Raw genomic sequence first — 17,277 nt, forward strand, 5'->3', positions numbered from 1 at the left:
TCGGTAGGCTGACGCGGGGAACAGAGAGCCCGGTATCGGGTCTTTGGAGGGGCCGCTGGGGGCCGCGACACAATTGAGGGATTAGTAACGCTGTGACATCACTGCTGGGGAAGTTCGGTCTCAAGAAGCGCCACAACAAGATCATTACGGGTTCGGCCTTTGCCGCGGCCGGCGCTGTGCTGGTTGCCGGCGCGATCATCTATCCGGGGTTTAAGACCACTGAGGTGGAGTTGAACGACGGCGGCGTGTGGGTAGTCTCCAAGTCCAAGAATGCCGTGGGTCGGCTGAATTATCCCTCGCGTGTGTTGGATGGTGCGGTGACGCCGGCGAGTACCACCTTCGATATTCTCCAGAATGCCGGGGATGTGTTTGTGGATGATGAGACGGGTTCGACGTTGAACCAGGTTTCTCCTGCGAACATGCGCCTCGGCGGGGACAAGCAGCTGCCGGGTTCGGCCGATGTGAGCTTCGGTGCCAGCGTGATCTCAGTAACGGACGCCGCATCGGGGAAGGTCTGGGCGGTGTCGCCGTCCACGGTAAATGGTTTTGACCAGGAAGCCTCCGAACCTGTGATGGTTGGCTCCGAAGGCCTGGTCTCGGCCGTGGGCACCGATGACCGGATCTACAGTGCCGATCCCAAGTCGGGCGCAGTGACGGTCACTTCGGTGGACGCAAACGGCGAAGTGGTGTCCACCGATTCCAGTAGCTGGGGTGAGCTTAAGGGTGCAGGCGATCTGCAGATCACGGTGGTGGGGGATAAGCCGGTGGTGTTGGATGCTGCGGCGGGGAAGCTGTTCCTGCCGGGCGGTAAGCGGCTGCAGCTGGAGAACGCGCGGGACGCGAAGCTGCAGCAGGGCGGTCCGGCGAGTGATTTTGTGGCGGTTTCGACGCAGAAGGCGTTGTTGAAGCAGCCGCTGGACGGTTCGACGGCGAAGACCGTCACGTTCGACGGCGAGGGTGTGCCGGCGGCTCCGGTGCAGCTGGCCGGGTGTGTGCATGCTGCGTGGTCCGGGGTGAACAAGTATGTCCGTGACTGCACCAATGATGCTGACGACAAGAACGTTGACGTGCCCAAGGCGAGTGCGTCGCCGTCGTACGTTTTCCGCGTGAACCGGGACCTGGTGGTCCTGAACGATGTGAACTCCGGGAATGTGTGGCTGGTGAACCAGAACATGCAGCTCGTGAACAACTGGGACGACGTTGTTCCTCCGAAGAACGAATCCGATGAGCAGGATCAGGAATCGGCGGACAACAACACCATCAACGTCCTGCCGGACCGCACCAAACCGAACCGGCCGCCGGAAACCAAACCGGACACCCTGGGCGTTCGTCCGGGGCGGACCACCATCCTCAGCGTCCTGGACAACGATTCGGATCCTGACGGCGACGTCCTGACCGCCGCCGTCGGCGATTCAGGGCCCAAAGCCGGAACGCTGGAGAGCATCTACGGCGGCACCGCGTTCCAGATCTCCGTTCCCGCGGACGCTCGGCCCGGCGCCGAGACGTTCAGCTACAACGCCGCGGACGGCCGGGGACTTTCAGCAGGCGGACAGGTCACGCTCAACGTGGTGGCCGCCGATGAAAACAAGCCGCCCGCATTCAAGCGCGGCGGAGACTCCACCACCATGCTGGTGGAACAGGGCAAAACCGTCAGCCAGAACATCCTCACCGACTGGGTGGATCCCGACGGCGACGACCTCGTCCTGCTGGACGCCAAGGCAGACAACGACCAGGACCAGGTCAAGGTCCGGCGTGACGGATTGCTGACGTTCCAGGACTCCGGAGCCACCGCCGGCAAGAAAAACGTGGAAGTCACCATCTGGGACGGCCGGGCAACGGTCACCGGAAAGGTCGTTGTGAACGTCCAGCCGCCGGGCGCCCTGGCGCCGGTGGTCAACGCCGATCACGTCACTGCCGTGGTGGGCCAGGACCTGGTGATCGCGCCCCTGAAAAACGACGTCGATCCCAACGGCGGCGCCCTCCGCCTCGCGCAGGTGGAGGCCAACGGTCCTGCCGAACTTGGCCCGGTCACCGACGGCGGTACCTTCACGTTCCGCAGCACCACTCCCGGTCCCGTCTACCTGACCTACATCGCCAGCAACGGCCCGCAGAGCAGTCAGGGCCTGATCCGGGTTGATGTGGAGTCCGGCAAGGACGCCGGTGACCCCGTGGCCGTGCATGACGTTGCGCTGATGCCCACCGGAGGCAGCGTGCTGCTGGACCCGCTGGCCAACGACTCGGATCCTTCCGGCGGCGTGCTGGTGCTGCAGTCCGTGAAACTCCCGGACAACACCACGGCCTCGGTCAGCGTGATCGACCACAGCGTCCTGCGCATCACCGATGTGCTGGGCACCAAGGACCCGTTCCTTTTTGAATACACCATGTCCAACGGCAGGAAATCAGCCACCGGCAGCGTCTCCGTGGTCCCCGTCCCGGCCCCCGCCGTCGTCGAGGCCCCCCAGCCCAAACCCGACGAAGTGAACGTCAGGGTCAACGACGTCGTCACCATCCCGGTGCTGGACAACGACACGCACCCGCAGGGCCTGGAGCTGAGCGTGGACCCCGTCCTGCCGCAAGCCGTGGATGAACTGGACGGCAAGAGCTTCGTCTCGGAAAACACCCTGCGCTTCATCGCCGGGCCGCAGCCCAAGACGGTGCGCGCCATCTACAACGCGGTGGACCCGCAGGGGCAGAAGAGCGCCGCCGCCGTCACCATCCACATCCTTCCGCTGGAGGGGGCCGAGAATTCGAGGCCCCAGCCTCAGAATCTCACCGCCCGTGTGGTTGCCGCCGGAACTGTGCGCATCCCGGTTCCCCTGGACGGCATCGATCCCGACGGCGACTCCGTTCAGCTGACCGGTATCGACAGCACCCCGGCCATGGGAACCGCCACCGTGGGCAGCAACTTCATCGACTTCACCGCTGCCGGCGATGGCGCCGGTACAGATACGTTCCGCTACAAGGTGGTGGACCGCCAGGGCGCCGTCAACACCGGGACCGTGACGGTGGGCATCGCCCCCCGTGGCGAAACGAACCAGAACCCCACCCCCGTGGATGACGAAGTGAAGGTCCGGCCGGGACGGCAGATCGCCGTCGACGCCACCGGCAACGACACCGATCCCGACGGCGACATCATCCGCATCCTCACGGACGGTATCGAGGCCGACGACGCCCTCCAGGCCACCGTCAGCAAGACCAGCGGCCGCATCATCCTGACGGCTCCCGGCGCTGCCGGGACGGTCAACGTCCGGTACACCGTCGCCGACGACCGCGACGCCACCGCCCAAGCCACCATCCGTGTGGTGGTGGACAACGAGGTTCCGCTGAAGGCGCCCATTGCCCGCGACGACCGGGTCACCTCGGCGCAGGCGATGGGCAAGACTGCCGTGGATGTGCCGGTCCTCAAGAACGATGAAGACCCCGACGGCGTCGGCGAGAACCTCAAGCTGAGCACCGAGTCCCTCACCGCCCGCCCGGGGCCTGACGGCACCATGCTCGTAGACCTGACCGAACAGCCGCAGCTGATCCCATACACCGTCGAAGACGTGGACGGCCAAAAGTCCACAGCCATCATCTGGGCGCCGGGGCTGGGGCAGCAGGTTCCCACCCTCGCCAAAGACGAGGTCATCGAGGTCATCGCCGGACAATCCGTGAACGTTGACCTCAAAGAATGGGTCAAGGTCCGGGAAGGCCGCTCACCGCGCCTGACCCAGACTGACCGGATCAAGCTCATCGGTTCGGATGGCAGCAACCCCGTTTCCGGCGACGGAACGGCGCTGAAGTACACGGCGGGCGTTGACTACGTGGGTCCGGGGTCGCTCAGCTTTGAGGTCACCGACGGCACCGGGCCGGATGATCCTGCAGGGCTGAAATCCACCCTGAGCATCCGCACCAAGGTGCTGCCGGACCCCAACCGCAACAACCCGCCCGAACTCCTGGGCGCGAAAGTTGAGGTGCCGAAAGGCGAGTCTGCAGACCTGGACCTGAGCCGGCTCACCGCGGACCCCGATCGGGACGATCTGGACAACATGAAGTACGAACTGGTGGGCGGGAGCCCGGCCAGCTTCAATGCCCGGATAGACGGCAAGATCCTCAAGACATCCGTGGACGGCGCCACTGCCACCGGCACCACCGGTGCGGTCCAGGTCAAGGCCAAGGACTCGCGCGGACTGGAGGCAACGGCTACTTACCGGTTGGCCGTCACGGCCTCCAACCGGCCCAAACCAGTGGCGAACGACGACCTGGAGCCGAACGCGGCTGCGGGGAATCCGGTCAACGTGAAGGTCCTGGCCAACGACGCTAACCCGTTTCCCGAGACCGCCTTGAAGATCATTTCCGCAGCAACCGAGACGGGACAGGGCGGCGCAACGGTGTCCGGGGACTCGGTGACGGTGACGCCGTCGTCCGGTTTCACGGGCACCATGGTGGTGGCTTACACCGTGGCAGACAAGACGGGAGACGATTCCCGCAATGCCACGGCGCGCATCCGGCTCACCGTCAAGGACAAACCCCTGGCGCCGACTACCCCGCAGGCGCAGAGCGTCGGGGACAAGACGGCGCTGCTCACCTGGTCTGCCCCGGCAGACCGCGGTGCGCCCATTACCAAGTACACGGTCTACGGCGAATCGGGCTTCAGGCAGGACTGCCCGGCGAACACCTGCACGCTGACCGGGCTGGCCAACAACACGAAGTACCACTTCGAAGTCACCGCCACTAACGAGTTCGGCGAATCTGAACGTTCCCCGGCATCCGCCGAGGTCCGCCCGGACGTAAAGCCGGACACGCCGCTGGCGCCCACCCTGAAGTTCGGTGACAAGCAGCTTTCCGTGAACTGGGTGGCACCGGCCAGCAAGGGATCACCCGTCAAGACCTACGATCTGGAAATCTCGCCGGCCCCGCCAGGGCAGAACGCCCAGATCCAGAACCTGGCAGCGGTGAGCTATGTCTGGAAGGGACTCCAGAACGGCGTCTCCTACAAGGTTCGCGTCCTGGCCCGCAATGATGCCAAGGATCCGTCCGAGTGGAGCCCCTACTCGGCGGCGGAAGTGCCTGCCGGAGTACCTGCCACCCCTGCTGCGCCTACCGCTGCAGATGCCGGTTCCCTGGGGACCCAAAGCCAGCTGCGTGTCAGCTGGACTGCGCCGAACAACAACGGTGATGCGATCTCGTCGTATACCCTGACTACCCTGCAGGGCGGGGCCGTGGTGGCCACTCAGCCGGTAGTTTCAGGCACCACGCAGAACGTCACCGTGGACAACTCCGAGTCCGACTACACGTTCACGGTTTCGGCCACCAACAAGGCGGGCACCAGCGGCACCAGCAACCCGTCGGCCCAGATCCGGGCAGCCGGCAAGCCAGGCCAGGTAAGCAGCGGAACCGTGGCTGACACCGGCACCAGCGGACAGCTCAGGGTGACGTTTACACCGCTCACCCAGGCCCAGCGGAACGGATCAACGGAGACGGAAATCCGGTACACCTACAACGCTGACGGAAAGTCCGGAAGCATCCCGGTTGGCGGCGGAACCATCAACGGGCTGACCAACGGCAGGGACATCGCCGTGACCATCATTGCCACGTCCACCAAGAACAACGTGTCCGGTGACGCCAAGAACATTGGCGCCGGGAACCCCTACGGGCCGCCGAATGCGCCCAACGTGGACGGCAGGACCTCTGCCAAGGGGGACGGCCAGGTGCACTGGACCTGGAACAACCCCGCCACCAATGGACGTGCGCTCAACCACTACGAGGTCAGCATGGATGGTGGCGGCTGGCAGAACGTGGGCCAGGCCAACAGCTTCGATGCCGGTGCTGGAGGCTGGAGCAAGAGCCATAACTTGCGTGTCCGTGCCGTGACTGTGGTGGACGGCGCTATTGGCGGACCAGCCACCTCCACGTCCGGCGCCGATCCCACCCCGCCGCCCGCCCCCACCAAGGTCCGGGTCAAGCCTGCCACCAACAACAGCTGTCCCGGCAAGCCCGGAGTTCCAGACCGCTTTGGATACGTGAATGGAAGCCCCGATTGCGGCGGCAATGACGCGAACTGGGTCTCCTTCTCGGACGGCTGGATCAACAGCGCCTGCTGGATGAACATCTACGGTTCGCCAACAGCGGACCCCGGGTACTACAAGTGGTACCGCATGGACGGCGGCCCCCACGCAGGCTGGTACGTCAAGCTCGCCACCATCGATATCAGCGGCGCGGACGTCGGCGAATGCTGACACCTTCGCCAGTCCCTCCAAAACGGCGTCATCAGACCAGCACCACAAGAAAAGGACTCACTTCATGACCATGACCACCGAGCAGGCCGAATGGTTTGCAGGCACTTTCGACAAGCTCGTTGCCAACGTGGGACAGGCGGTCCTGGGCAAGGACCACGTCATCCGGCTCACCTTCACTGCGATGCTGGCCGAGGGCCATGTCTTGTTCGAGGACGCCCCCGGCACCGGCAAGACCATGCTGGCCCGGGCGATGGCCGCCACCGTCCAGGGGTCCAACAACCGCATCCAGTTCACCCCCGACCTCCTGCCCTCGGACGTCACGGGTGTGACCATCTACGACCAGAAGACGCAGAAGTTCGAGTTCCACAAGGGACCGATCTTCAACAACATCGTCCTGGCCGATGAGATCAACCGCGCTTCGCCGAAGACGCAGTCGGCACTGCTGGAGGTCATGGAGGAATCCCGGGTCACCGTGGACGGCGTGACCTACGAGGCAGGCCGGCCGTTCATGGTGATGGCCACGCAGAACCCGATCGAGCAGGCCGGCACCTACCGCCTGCCGGAGGCGCAGCTGGACCGCTTCCTGATCAAGACCTCCATCGGCTATCCGGACCACGCCTCCACGGTCCAGCTGCTCGGTGGCTCGAACCTGAAAGACCGCTCCAAGGAGATCTCCGCAGTTATCACCACGCAGGCCGTGGCGGACATGGCTGACCTCGCAGCCACCGTGCACGTGGACACGGCCGTCCTTGAATACATTTCCCGGCTCTGCGAGGAGACCCGCAACGCGCCCGAGACCCGGCTGGGCGTTTCCGTGCGTGGCGCCATCGCCATGGTCCGCGCCGCGAAGGTCTGGGCCGCGGGGCAGGGACGGAACTTCGTCCTGCCTGACGACATCAAGGAACTGGCCGCCGTTGTGTGGACGCACCGGTTTGTGATGGACCCGGAAGCTGAGTTCTCCGGCGCCACCCCCGAGGCCGTCCTGGCCCGGGTCTTGTCCGACATCGCGGCACCGCAGCAGCGCGCCGCCGTCTGAGGCTCCGGCGGAGCTCCGACCACCACTGACCAGCGCGAACAAAGGCACATTTATGTCCAGCAGCACTCCGTTGACCCGGCTTGCTGAACGCCTCCGGCAACCCTTCCGCCGGGACGGCAGACCCACCAGGCTGCATCCCTCGTCCGTTTGGGCCGAGGCCACCAGCACCGCCGCCCTCGCCCTCACCCCGGCGTGGGAGAGGGTCCGTGGCCTGTGGCTGCGCTACGTGTGGCCTGTCCTTTCGGTGGTCAGTGTCCTGGGCTGGTCCGTCCTGGCGACCTCCATCCTGTTGTGGACTGCCGGCCAGGCCTTCGGCTGGCAGGAGGCCAAGGCGGCGGCCATCGCGGCGTTTGTTCTTTTCCTGATCGCCGTCGGGTTCATCCTGGGCCGGTCATCCTACGGCGTGATCCTGGACCTTGCCCGGACCCGTGTGGCCGTCGGGGACAGTGCGGTAGGAAGCATCGCCGTCTCCAACACCTCGGCCAGGCCACTGTTGCCCGCCGCCCTGGAACTGCCGGTGGGCAACGCCACCGCCGTCTTCCACCTGCCCCGGATGAAGCCCGCGCAGGTGCATGAGGACCTGTTCACCATTCCAACCGCCCGCCGCGCCGTCATCGTGGTGGGACCTGTCCGCTCGGTCCGTGCCGACCCCCTGCACCTCCTCCGCCGGCAGGTGCTGTGGACGGAACCGGAGGATCTGTTTGTGCACCCGAAGACAGTGGCCCTGGCCGGTTCCGCGGCGGGATTCATCCGCGACCTCGAGGGCATGCCCACCACCGACCTGTCCAGTGCGGACGTGTCCTTCCATGCCCTGCGTGACTACGTCCCGGGTGATGACCGGCGGCACATCCACTGGAAGACCACCGCACGGACCAACAAGCTGATGGTGCGCCAGTTCGAGGAGACCCGACGCGCCCACCTGGCCATCTCACTGTCGATCAACACGGATGAGTACGCTTCAGAGCAGGAATTCGAAATGGCCATCTCAGCGGCCGCCTCGATCGGCCGGCAGGCCATCCGCGAGCAGCGCGAGCTGGACGTCCTGACGCAAATGGGGCCGCTGCGCTGTGAAACCGGGCGGAACATGCTGGATGACATGACACGGATCGCCGGGGCACCCATGCGCCGGACCGCCGTCGACCTCGCCCGGACACTGGCCGACACCGTCCCCAACGCGTCGGTGGTCTTTTTTGTGGTGGGCAGCAACGTGACACCCTCCCAGCTCCGATCGGCCGCGGCCTGCGTGCCGCTCGGCGTCAGGAGCCTGGCCGTGCGCCTCCAAATCGGTGCTGCACCGGGCCGCGCCAACATTGCGGACCTGACAGTGCTGACCCTCGGCGACCTCGCTGACCTCGCCATCGTCCTCAGAAAGGCGGCCGCATGAGCTCCGCCCCGGGCCTCCGGCCGCGCCCGCAGCAGCGGAAGTACGAATCATCGTTCGCCGATGGCCAGCCGGTCTGGCATTTTGTGCTCGACGCCGGCGCCCTCACCGTCCTGCTGGGGTTGGGCCTGCTGGGCTTCAGCCTCAGCTTCGGCGGCGACCCCTACTACATGGTTTCGGGCTTCGGCGGCATCCTCCTGGGCCTCGGCATCGCCGCCGCCAACGCGCACCTGCGCCTGGGTTTGCTGATCACCACAGCCCTCGCGCTGGGGGCCTACCTGGTGTTCGGCACGCTCCTGGCGGTCCCGGATACGGCGATTGCCGGTTTTGTTCCCAGTCTTGACTCCTTGCGCACCCTGCTCCTGGGGGTTGTGTTCGCCTGGAAGGACATGCTCACCGTGGGCGTTCCGGTAGGGTCTGCCGGCGGCGTCCTGATCGTCCCGTTCCTGAGTTCGCTGCTCACCGCCTTGGTTGCCGGCATCCTCACCTGGCGGCTGAAGACCCCGTACTGGCCACTGCTTCCCGTGCTGGTGCTTTTCGTCACCGGCATAGCTTTCAGCACCAACGCTGCCTTCCTCACCGTGGAGCGCGGCATCGGACTCACCGTCATTGCGATTGCCTGGGCCACCATCCGCCGTGACGCGCTGCGGCGCAGCGACACGCGAAAAGTCTCAGTCAACCGTCCGCAGACCGATGCGGCCACAGCCCAGCGGGCCAAGCTCCGCCGGCTGGGCACGGCCGCTGCCGTGATCGCCGCAAGCGTCGCCATTACCGCGGTGGCGGCGCCCCTGGTCACCGCCAGCGGTGACCGCAAGGTCCTGCGCAACGTGGTGGTTCCGCCGTTCGATCCCAAGGACTACGTCACGCCCCTGGCAAGCTTCCGGACGTTCGTCAAGGACAAAAAAGACGACACCCTGTTTGTGGTCAAAGGACTGCCCCGGGACGGCCGTGTCCGGCTGGGGGCTTTGGATGCCTTCAACGGCACCAACTACAACATGGATCCCAACGGCTCCGGCAGCTTCAGCAAGGTGGGCGACACCGAGTCCATCAACACCCTGGCCGACACCTCGGGCATCGTCCCCTCGAATGACTACTCCATCGACATCACCATCCAGGATTACCAGGGCTACTTTGTCCCGGGAGGCCGGAAGACCACCGGCCTGAGCTTTGACCAGAGCGCCTCCGCCGCGGCGTCGGGCCTGTATTTCAACGCGGGCACAGACACGGCCGTGACCACGCAGGGCCTGTCCAAGGGCGATTCCTACAGTGTCCAGGTGTCCGATCCCGTGAAGCTCGAACACGGTCAGCTGACCCAGTACGACTTCGCGAAGATTACGCTGCCGGACGCCGTCGAGGTCCCGCCGGTGGTGGGGTCACAGGCCAACGACCTCTCCGCCGATGCGCCCACCGCGATTGACCGGGTCCGCCAGATCGAGGCGCATTTCCAAAAGACGGGCGCCTTCAGCAACGGCCTGGTCGCCGACGGTCAGCTGCCCAGCGTGTCCGGCCACAGCTCGTCGCGGATCAGGAACCTGCTGACCGCCAAGCAGATGCTCGGCGACGACGAGCAGTATGCCGTGTCCATGTCGCTGATGCTCCGCCACCTGGGCATCCCGTCACGCGTGGTCATGGGCTTCTACCCCGAGCCGACCAGCCCGGAGAACGGTGCCGGCGAGGTAAAGGTCACGGGCAAGGACGTCCACGCCTGGGTTGAAGTGGCCTTCGACCGGGTGGGCTGGGTCAGCTTCGACCCCACACCGCCCAAGGACAACGTGCCCATCCCGCCGGACCCCGAAAACAAGTCCAAACCCAAGCCCCAGGTGCTGCAGCCGCCGCCCCCGCCGCAGGAACCGGCAGACCTGCCGCCGGATTCCTCGCCGGACGCCCTGGACGCCGACGAGAAGAAGAACAATCCGTGGCTCTTCTGGGGTGCCCTGCTCGGGGCCCTGGGCATTGCCCTGATCCCGCTGTCCATCCTTGCCCTGCCGCTGTTGCTGATTGCGCTCCTTAAATCACGACGCCGGAAGGCCCGCCTCACGGAGGGGCCCCCGGCCCAGCGTGTGGGCGGCGGCTGGAACGAGGTGGTGAGCCTCGCCACTGATTTGGGCGCCGGCATCGACACCCGTGCAACCCGGCGCGAAAGCGCAGTGGTGCTTGCCGATTCGTTCCCGGCCACCGGGCAGACCACCACCATGCTGGCGCACCGTGCGGATGCCTCCATCTTCGGCGCCGGCCAGCCCAGCGAGGATGAGGTCCGGGAATACTGGACCATCGTGGACGGCTCCCTGAAGGAAATGACCGGGACGTTGGGGTTCTGGCGCCGCCAGCAGGCCCGCTTCTCGCCCCGGTCGCTGCTCGCTGATGGCCGCAACGCCCTTAAGCTGCGTGGAACCAGGCTCGGGCTGGGCCCGCTGGTGCGTCCGCCCGGCCAGGGTTCCCCGGGATGGCGGTCCGCCACCGGTAGGGTGGAGACCGGTCCGGACGGTGCCGGAACCCCGAATCCGGCAGTTCAGGACAGCGGACCCCGGACGACGGCGGCGGCGCCCGAACCTGATGAGTCCACCGTTCTGCGGAACCCTGGCAGGAAGAACCCCACTGACGCATGATGAACGAGGCCGAGCGCTGCCAGCAGTGCCAGCAACTGATCCGGGGCGGCGCCACGTTCTGCACAGCGTGCGGTGCTCCGCTGCCCAACAGGGCGGCACGCAGCGGACGCAACGTGGACCATGCACAGCGGGCCATGATGGAGCGTGCGGCGGCGCACGCCAGCCAGAATCCCGGTACTATCCCGGTAGTACAAACGGCTCCAGGGGGAGGAACGGGAATGGCAGCCAATCTTGAGCTGGTTCCGGCCACGGCGGGGAAACGGCTCGGCGCAGCAGTGCTCGACTGGCTGGCCCCCGTCGCGGTCCTGGTGGTGACTTTCGCCATCGGGTTCGCGGGAATCACCCGCACCCAAAGCGGCGGCTTCATCATCTATGACACCGGTTCGCTGGTCCTGTTCGGCAGCATGGGCCTGGGACTGACGCTGGTCTACCTGGCGGTCCTGGTGGGCATGGAAGGCCGCTCCGGGAAGACCCTCGGCAACCACGTCATGGGCATCCGCAGCGCTGACAAGGATGGTTACGCACCCGGCGCCGGGGGAGTGTTCCTGCGCGGCCTCATCACCGGCGCGGGCATCATCCTTACTCTCCTGGCCGCCGTTGCCATCGTCACTTTCAAATGGTTCGATGTGGCCGTCTTCGTCCTTGGCCCGCTGCTTATGGCCGGCGCGGTGTGGGCCGTGCTGGTGGTCGTGTCCAACACCTGGGACCGCAAGGGCAGGCTCCGCGGCTGGCACGATACTGCGGCCAAAACGCTGGTGTTCGACGTCAAGGTCGGCCGGAACCCCATCACCTCCGGCGGCATCCAGGGCCCGTACAGTTTCGCGCCCCTGGACCTCCCGCCGGTCCAGTTTGTCGCGTCGCCCGTGGCCGGAGCCGCAAAGCCGCCCCAGGTTGTGACCGTACAGCAGCCGCCGGTCCAAGCACCCGTGCAGCCGTCCGCCCCGCAGCCGTACACGGCTCAACCGTCAGCCGCGCCGCCGCCGTTCGCACCCCAGCCGGACGCGCCGCCGTCGTCCACTCCTTTCCAGCCGGGTGTCCCGTACGCGGCCCCTGTGGTTCCCGCGCCTGCAGCCCAGTCCCACCCCGATAACGACCTTGACCGCACACAGATGCGCGGCGGGGCAGCGTATGCAGCGCCCGTCGCCGTGCTGCGGATAAAGCTCGACGACGGCCGGGACTTCCAGCTCGACCGCAACGTCCTGTTGGGCAGGAACCCCCTTGGCCAGGCGGGGGAGCAGCAGGCCCAGCTCCTGGCGGTCAGTGATCCCGGCCGCTCGATCTCCAAGACGCACCTCCACCTGCTGACCGACGGTGCCGGCATTTGGGTGACGGACCGGAACTCCACCAACGGCAGCGCCGTAACTACACCGGACGGCCGGCGCACCCCACTGCAGCCGGGCGTGCCCGCTTTTGTCAGCCCGGGATCCACTGTCCACTTTGGTGACCGTTCCTTCCACCTAGGACAGGCATGAACTCCCAGCCCGCCAGTGACCCAGCCGACGCAAACCACGGAACCGGCCTCAGCCTGAGCTACGGCTACGGCACGGACCGTGGGCTGCGCCGGGAATTGAACGAGGATTCCTTCATAGCCTCCGACCCCGTCTTCGCCGTGGCAGACGGCATGGGCGGGCATGAAGCCGGCGAGATTGCCAGCGGCATGTGCGTCCGCGCCCTCGCTGCCATGCCACAACTGGCCACCGGGGAGCGCAGCATCACGGCGGCAGTACTCCAGCAATACCTGCTCCGCGCCGACAGCTCCATCCGGGAGGTGACCGGTGCCCGCGCCGGGACCACACTCACCGGAGCCGTTGTGGTGGAACAGATGGGCATGCCGTACTGGCTGGTCATGAACATCGGGGATTCCCGCACGTACCGGCTGAGCCAAGGGCACTTCGAGCAGGTCAGTGTGGACCATTCTGAGGTCCAGGAACTCGTGGATGCCGGTGAAATCACGCCGGAGCAGGCCACCGTCCATCCCCGCCGCCACGTGGTCACCAGGGCGCTGGGCACCGGGGACGAGATCGAAGCTGACTACTGGCTCCTGCCCGTTGAGGAGGGCGACCGGATCATGGTCTGCTCCGACGGACTTAATGGCGAGCTCACGGACGAGCACATCTCCCGGATCCTGAGCACCGTGGGCCACCCGCAGGACGCGGTGGATGCCCTGATCCAGGCTGCGCTCCGCAATGGCGGAAGGGACAACGTCACCGTCATAGTGGTGGACGCCAGGAACGTGATGAACGACGGCGGCATCGCCACCACGGCGCCCCGCCCCGCCGCTGATGCGGAGGAGGAGGTCACCCTGCCGCGGGCACGGATTGTTGACGCCAGCCGGCCGGCCGGCCAGGACGACGAAAGAGGGGAATACTGACATGGGCACAACCACTTACGTCGCGGGCACCTGGCTCGGTGTTGTCCGGGCCAATACTGTTGTCCTGCTGGGGCCCGGGACCGCGCCCTCCCTGGCCCAGTCCCTGTGGGAACTGCTGGAGCACGCCCCGGAAGTCCACCAGGTCCTTCATGCCGTCACCAGCAGCTTCGGCGTTTCCCTGGCACAGATACCGTCGTTCGGGATAGTCGATGCCGGTGACGCGCTCCGGATTTTCCTCCGCGGCGATCTTGACATGACCGTACAGCTGCCCGGCGGCCCCGTGGAACTGCACGGGCGGGACGTCACCACCTGGACGGAACGCCGCCTGGACACACCCGAGTGGTACCGCCTCACCGTGCCCGGGGACAGCCCGCCCGGGGACGGCCAGCCCGGGAACGTGTTGCCGCTCAGCGAAGGCGTGGTCCTGCTGGGGTCGTTGACAGTGTCGCTCACCGGAATTCCCGTGGACGAGGTGGCGGCTCCGGCTGCCACGCCCGCTGAGGTCGAGGCACCCACCGCTGTCGGCGGCGTCGTCCTGGCAACGGACGCTGAACCGGCGCCTGAACCAGAGCAGGAACCTGACCGGGAGGTCTCCGCCGAAACCGTAGTGGGGCTCATGGACGATGACGCCAACTTTGCTGCCGAAGCGCCGGAGCCCGAGCCGGAGATGGAGCCGGCCCCGGAGCGCACCGCCCATCCTGACCAGGTCCCGACGCACGAAATGACCGGCAGCTACGACCACCTCTGGGAGCGGACTGTTATCCGCCGCATCGAGGACGCAGCCGTCCGCGACGAACCCGGAGAAGATCACGCCGTCCCCGCGGCACCTGTTGGCGCTTCTCCGGCACCGGTCGATGCGGCACCGACGAACGCTCCAGGACAGCCGGAGGCAGCGGCCAGCCTGGCTCCTGCACACCGCGCCCCCGAACCCGCAGGTCCACCTGCCACACCGCCTGCGGCCGCAGCGGCCACAGCGGCCGCCCGGACGATCGGCGGGCTCATCGACTCGGTCCCGTGGCGGACCGGCGGGAGCACACCTGCTGCCCAGGCCGCGCCGTCGTCCAATCTGCCGGCGTTGATTCCGCCGCCGTCGAACCTGTCCCCGTCGAATCAGCCCCTGTTGAATCAGCTCCTGTTGAATCAGCCCCCGGCGGACGTCCAGGCAGAAGTGCGCGCAGGGCAGCCGGCAGCAGACCCGGACGCCTTCGACGGTGACCACGACGGCCACACGATCATGAAGAGTGACCTCGCCGGAATGGCCGCGCATCCCGCCTCGGTTCCGGAGCCGGATTCGGCCGCCGGCCCGCTGGTGCTGGCCCGGGTCTGCAACCGGGGACACGCCAATCCGCCCACCCAGGCGCAGTGCGCTGCCTGCGGCTCGCCGCTGCCCGCCGATGCCGTCCAGGTGGCCCGGCCACGGCTGGGCCGGATGCGGGTCTCTACGGGTGCACTGGTTGACCTTGACCAGTCGCTGGTCATTGGGCGTCAGCCGTCCGTTTCCCGGGTCCAGGGTGGTGTGATGCCTCGGCTGGTCCAAGTGGCCAGCCCCAGCGGCGACATCTCGCGCTCCCACGTGGAAGTGCGGCTCGAAGGCTGGCACGTGATGCTCTGCGATCTGAAGGCCACCAACGGCACGGTCCTGGTCCGCCAGGGCCAGCCGCCCCGCCGCCTGGCCCAGAACGAAATGGCCATCCTGCTCGACGGCGACATCGCCGAACTGGGTGACGACATCTCATTGCGTTTTGAGGAGATTCTTTGAGTTCCAAACGGCCGGTTGCGCCGCCGCCCCACATTCCGGGGTTTTCGTACCTCAGCCTGCTCGGCTCCGGCGGGTTTTCGGACGTCTATCTCTATGAACAGGACCGGCCGCGCCGGAAGGTGGCGGTCAAGGTCCTTTTGTCGGATCTGAAGACCGAGGGTGCCCGGCGCAGGTTCGAGTCCGAGGCCAACCTGATGGCCCAGCTCTCCTCCCACCCCTACATCGTGACCATCTTCGAGGCCGAGGTGACCGAGGCCGGTCACTCCTACCTGGCCATGGAGTATTGCTCCAGGCCCAGCCTGGACGTCCGGTACCGCCGTCAGCGCTTCAGCGTTGATGAGGTGCTGGCCGTCGGCATCCAGGTGGCCTCCGCCGTCGAGACCGCCCACCGGGCCGGCATCGCCCACCGGGACATCAAGCCCGCCAACATCCTGGTGACGGACTACAACCGGCCGGCCCTGACGGACTTCGGAATCTCGGGCACCCTGGGCGGCGACGCCGACGAGGACGCCGGGATGTCCATTCCGTGGTCGCCGCCGGAACAGTTCGCGGACGGCCCAGTGGACGGCGTGATGGTGGATGTCTGGGCGTTGGGCGCCACGCTGTACACGCTGCTGGCCGGCAGGTCGCCGTTCGTGATGCCCGGTACCGATAATTCCCAGCGCGAACTGATCTCGCGGATCACCAGCGCGGCACTGCCGCGCCTGGGCCGGGCCGACGTTCCGGAGTCACTGGAACGGGCACTGTCCACGGCAATGGCCAAGTCCGCGGCGTCCCGCTACTCCTCAGCCCACGCGTTTGCCCTTGCCCTGCAGCGGATCCAGGCCGAACTGAACCTTTCCGTCACGCCCTTCGAGGTACTCGAAGAGCAGCAACTGGAAGAAAACCACCCCGATGACGGCTTCGAGGAAACCCGCGTCCGGAGTATCGCTGCCATCGATCCGGAGCGGACCGGCAGCGCCCCTACCTTCCCGGCACGCACGCGGCCGCAACGCCCCGGAACCGGTGCGCCGCCGTCGGGCCTTCCAGCTGGCGGATTACCCCCGGCTGCTGCGGCCCCGGCAGGACCCAGGCCGCAGGTTCCGGGCAACCTCTTTGCCGGCCAGGACGGCCAGCGCGATGGCGGCAACCAGGCCGGCAGCAGCCCCGGAGACGAGTGGGCCCACGCGACAATGCTTCGCGGCAGTGCACCCGCCGCGGAGTACGGCTCCGCGGCGGATGCAACGGTCCAGCGCCCCGGGCTCCTTCCTGCACAGGCCGGCCAGGAGCCCGGCCGACAAACCGGACAGCAGGCAGGCCAGCAGGCCACCCGGCCCGGCGCGCCCGGCCACCGGGCGGCAGCGGCCGAGCCCGAGATCGACGCGACGATCAGCCGTCCGGCCCCCGTCACGGAAACCGCCCCTGAGCCGGCGCCCGACCACGGCAAGCGCAACTTGTGGCTCGCCGCGGCGGGCGGAACGCTGCTGGTCCTCGCCATCATCGTCGGAATCGTGCTGGCGTCCTCGGCTCCGGCGCCGAAGGTCGAAGAGACCGGCCAAGTCAGCAAACCCCCGGCGGATGCTCTGGACAACGGGACAGTCCCCGACGTCGCGGACTTGGTGGGGACGGTGGACGCCACCGGTAAGGCAAGCTTCACGTGGACCAATCCGCAGCCGAAATCGGGTGACGCCTATAAATGGCGGGTCTACGCCTTGGGTAGCAACGGCGAGTACCAGTCCACTGCCGAGCCAACCGCCCAGGTGGCGTTGAATCCGACGGAACCCACCTGTATCCAGGTGATGATCGTCAGGAGCGACGGCGCGTTCTCACCTTTGGAAGAAGACTCGATCGCCTGCATCCGCAAGTGACGGCAGAGCAGACCGGAATCGTTAGTGAACGCGGGCACCGCCCGACGAGGAGGCACGGA

8 protein-coding genes are annotated in these 17,277 nt (G+C 66.8%); all 8 read left to right on the top strand.

The features are described from left to right. The first annotated feature begins 92 nt into the window (after nucleotides 1-92). The 8 genes from ASG77_RS18195 to ASG77_RS18230 all read left to right on the top strand — a co-directional run bounded on the left by ASG77_RS18195 (nucleotide 93) and on the right by ASG77_RS18230 (nucleotide 17,218). Complete coding sequence (locus ASG77_RS18195; protein WP_056348152.1) at nucleotides 93-6,218, top strand: Ig-like domain-containing protein; 6,126 nt, start codon at nucleotides 93-95, stop codon at nucleotides 6,216-6,218. A gap of 64 nt (nucleotides 6,219-6,282) precedes the next feature. Next, complete coding sequence (locus ASG77_RS18200; RefSeq protein WP_056348155.1) at nucleotides 6,283-7,254, top strand: AAA family ATPase; 972 nt, start codon at nucleotides 6,283-6,285, stop codon at nucleotides 7,252-7,254. A 52-nt stretch (nucleotides 7,255-7,306) separates the two neighbouring features. Next, nucleotides 7,307-8,638 (top strand): DUF58 domain-containing protein, encoded by a 1,332-nt coding sequence (locus ASG77_RS18205; protein ID WP_056348157.1) that lies wholly within the window; start codon nucleotides 7,307-7,309, stop codon nucleotides 8,636-8,638. Beyond that, nucleotides 8,635-11,241 carry a transglutaminase-like domain-containing protein gene (locus ASG77_RS18210; RefSeq protein ID WP_056348159.1) on the top strand — a complete coding sequence of 869 codons (2,607 nt, stop codon included), beginning with the start codon at nucleotides 8,635-8,637 and terminating at the stop codon, nucleotides 11,239-11,241. Before ASG77_RS18205 ends, ASG77_RS18210 begins: the two co-directional genes overlap by 4 nt. Next, nucleotides 11,238-12,713 carry an RDD family protein gene (locus ASG77_RS18215; RefSeq protein ID WP_056348161.1) on the top strand — a complete coding sequence of 492 codons (1,476 nt, stop codon included), beginning with the start codon at nucleotides 11,238-11,240 and terminating at the stop codon, nucleotides 12,711-12,713. Before ASG77_RS18210 ends, ASG77_RS18215 begins: the two co-directional genes overlap by 4 nt. Continuing rightward, nucleotides 12,710-13,612 (top strand): PP2C family protein-serine/threonine phosphatase, encoded by a 903-nt coding sequence (locus ASG77_RS18220; RefSeq protein ID WP_056348163.1) that lies wholly within the window; start codon nucleotides 12,710-12,712, stop codon nucleotides 13,610-13,612. Before ASG77_RS18215 ends, ASG77_RS18220 begins: the two co-directional genes overlap by 4 nt. Nucleotide 13,613: 1 nt before the next feature. Continuing rightward, entirely contained in the window at nucleotides 13,614-15,371 is a 1,758-nt protein-coding gene (locus tag ASG77_RS18225; RefSeq protein WP_056348165.1) for an FHA domain-containing protein, read from the top strand. Continuing rightward, nucleotides 15,368-17,218 carry a serine/threonine-protein kinase gene (locus tag ASG77_RS18230; protein WP_056348167.1) on the top strand — a complete coding sequence of 617 codons (1,851 nt, stop codon included), beginning with the start codon at nucleotides 15,368-15,370 and terminating at the stop codon, nucleotides 17,216-17,218. Before ASG77_RS18225 ends, ASG77_RS18230 begins: the two co-directional genes overlap by 4 nt. The last annotated feature ends 59 nt before the right edge of the window (nucleotides 17,219-17,277 follow it).

It is taken from the genome of Arthrobacter sp. Soil762 (assembly GCF_001428335.1).
Taxonomy (GTDB): Bacteria; Actinomycetota; Actinomycetes; order Actinomycetales; family Micrococcaceae; genus Arthrobacter.

Coding starts and splice junctions, on each gene's coding strand:
- ASG77_RS18200 (WP_056348155.1), top strand. CDS start 6,283: ATGACCATGACCACCGAGCAGGCCGAATGGTTTGCAGGCACTTTCGAC.
- ASG77_RS18205 (WP_056348157.1), top strand. CDS start 7,307: ATGTCCAGCAGCACTCCGTTGACCCGGCTTGCTGAACGCCTCCGGCAA.
- ASG77_RS18210 (WP_056348159.1), top strand. CDS start 8,635: ATGAGCTCCGCCCCGGGCCTCCGGCCGCGCCCGCAGCAGCGGAAGTAC.
- ASG77_RS18215 (WP_056348161.1), top strand. CDS start 11,238: ATGATGAACGAGGCCGAGCGCTGCCAGCAGTGCCAGCAACTGATCCGG.
- ASG77_RS18220 (WP_056348163.1), top strand. CDS start 12,710: ATGAACTCCCAGCCCGCCAGTGACCCAGCCGACGCAAACCACGGAACC.
- ASG77_RS18225 (WP_056348165.1), top strand. CDS start 13,614: ATGGGCACAACCACTTACGTCGCGGGCACCTGGCTCGGTGTTGTCCGG.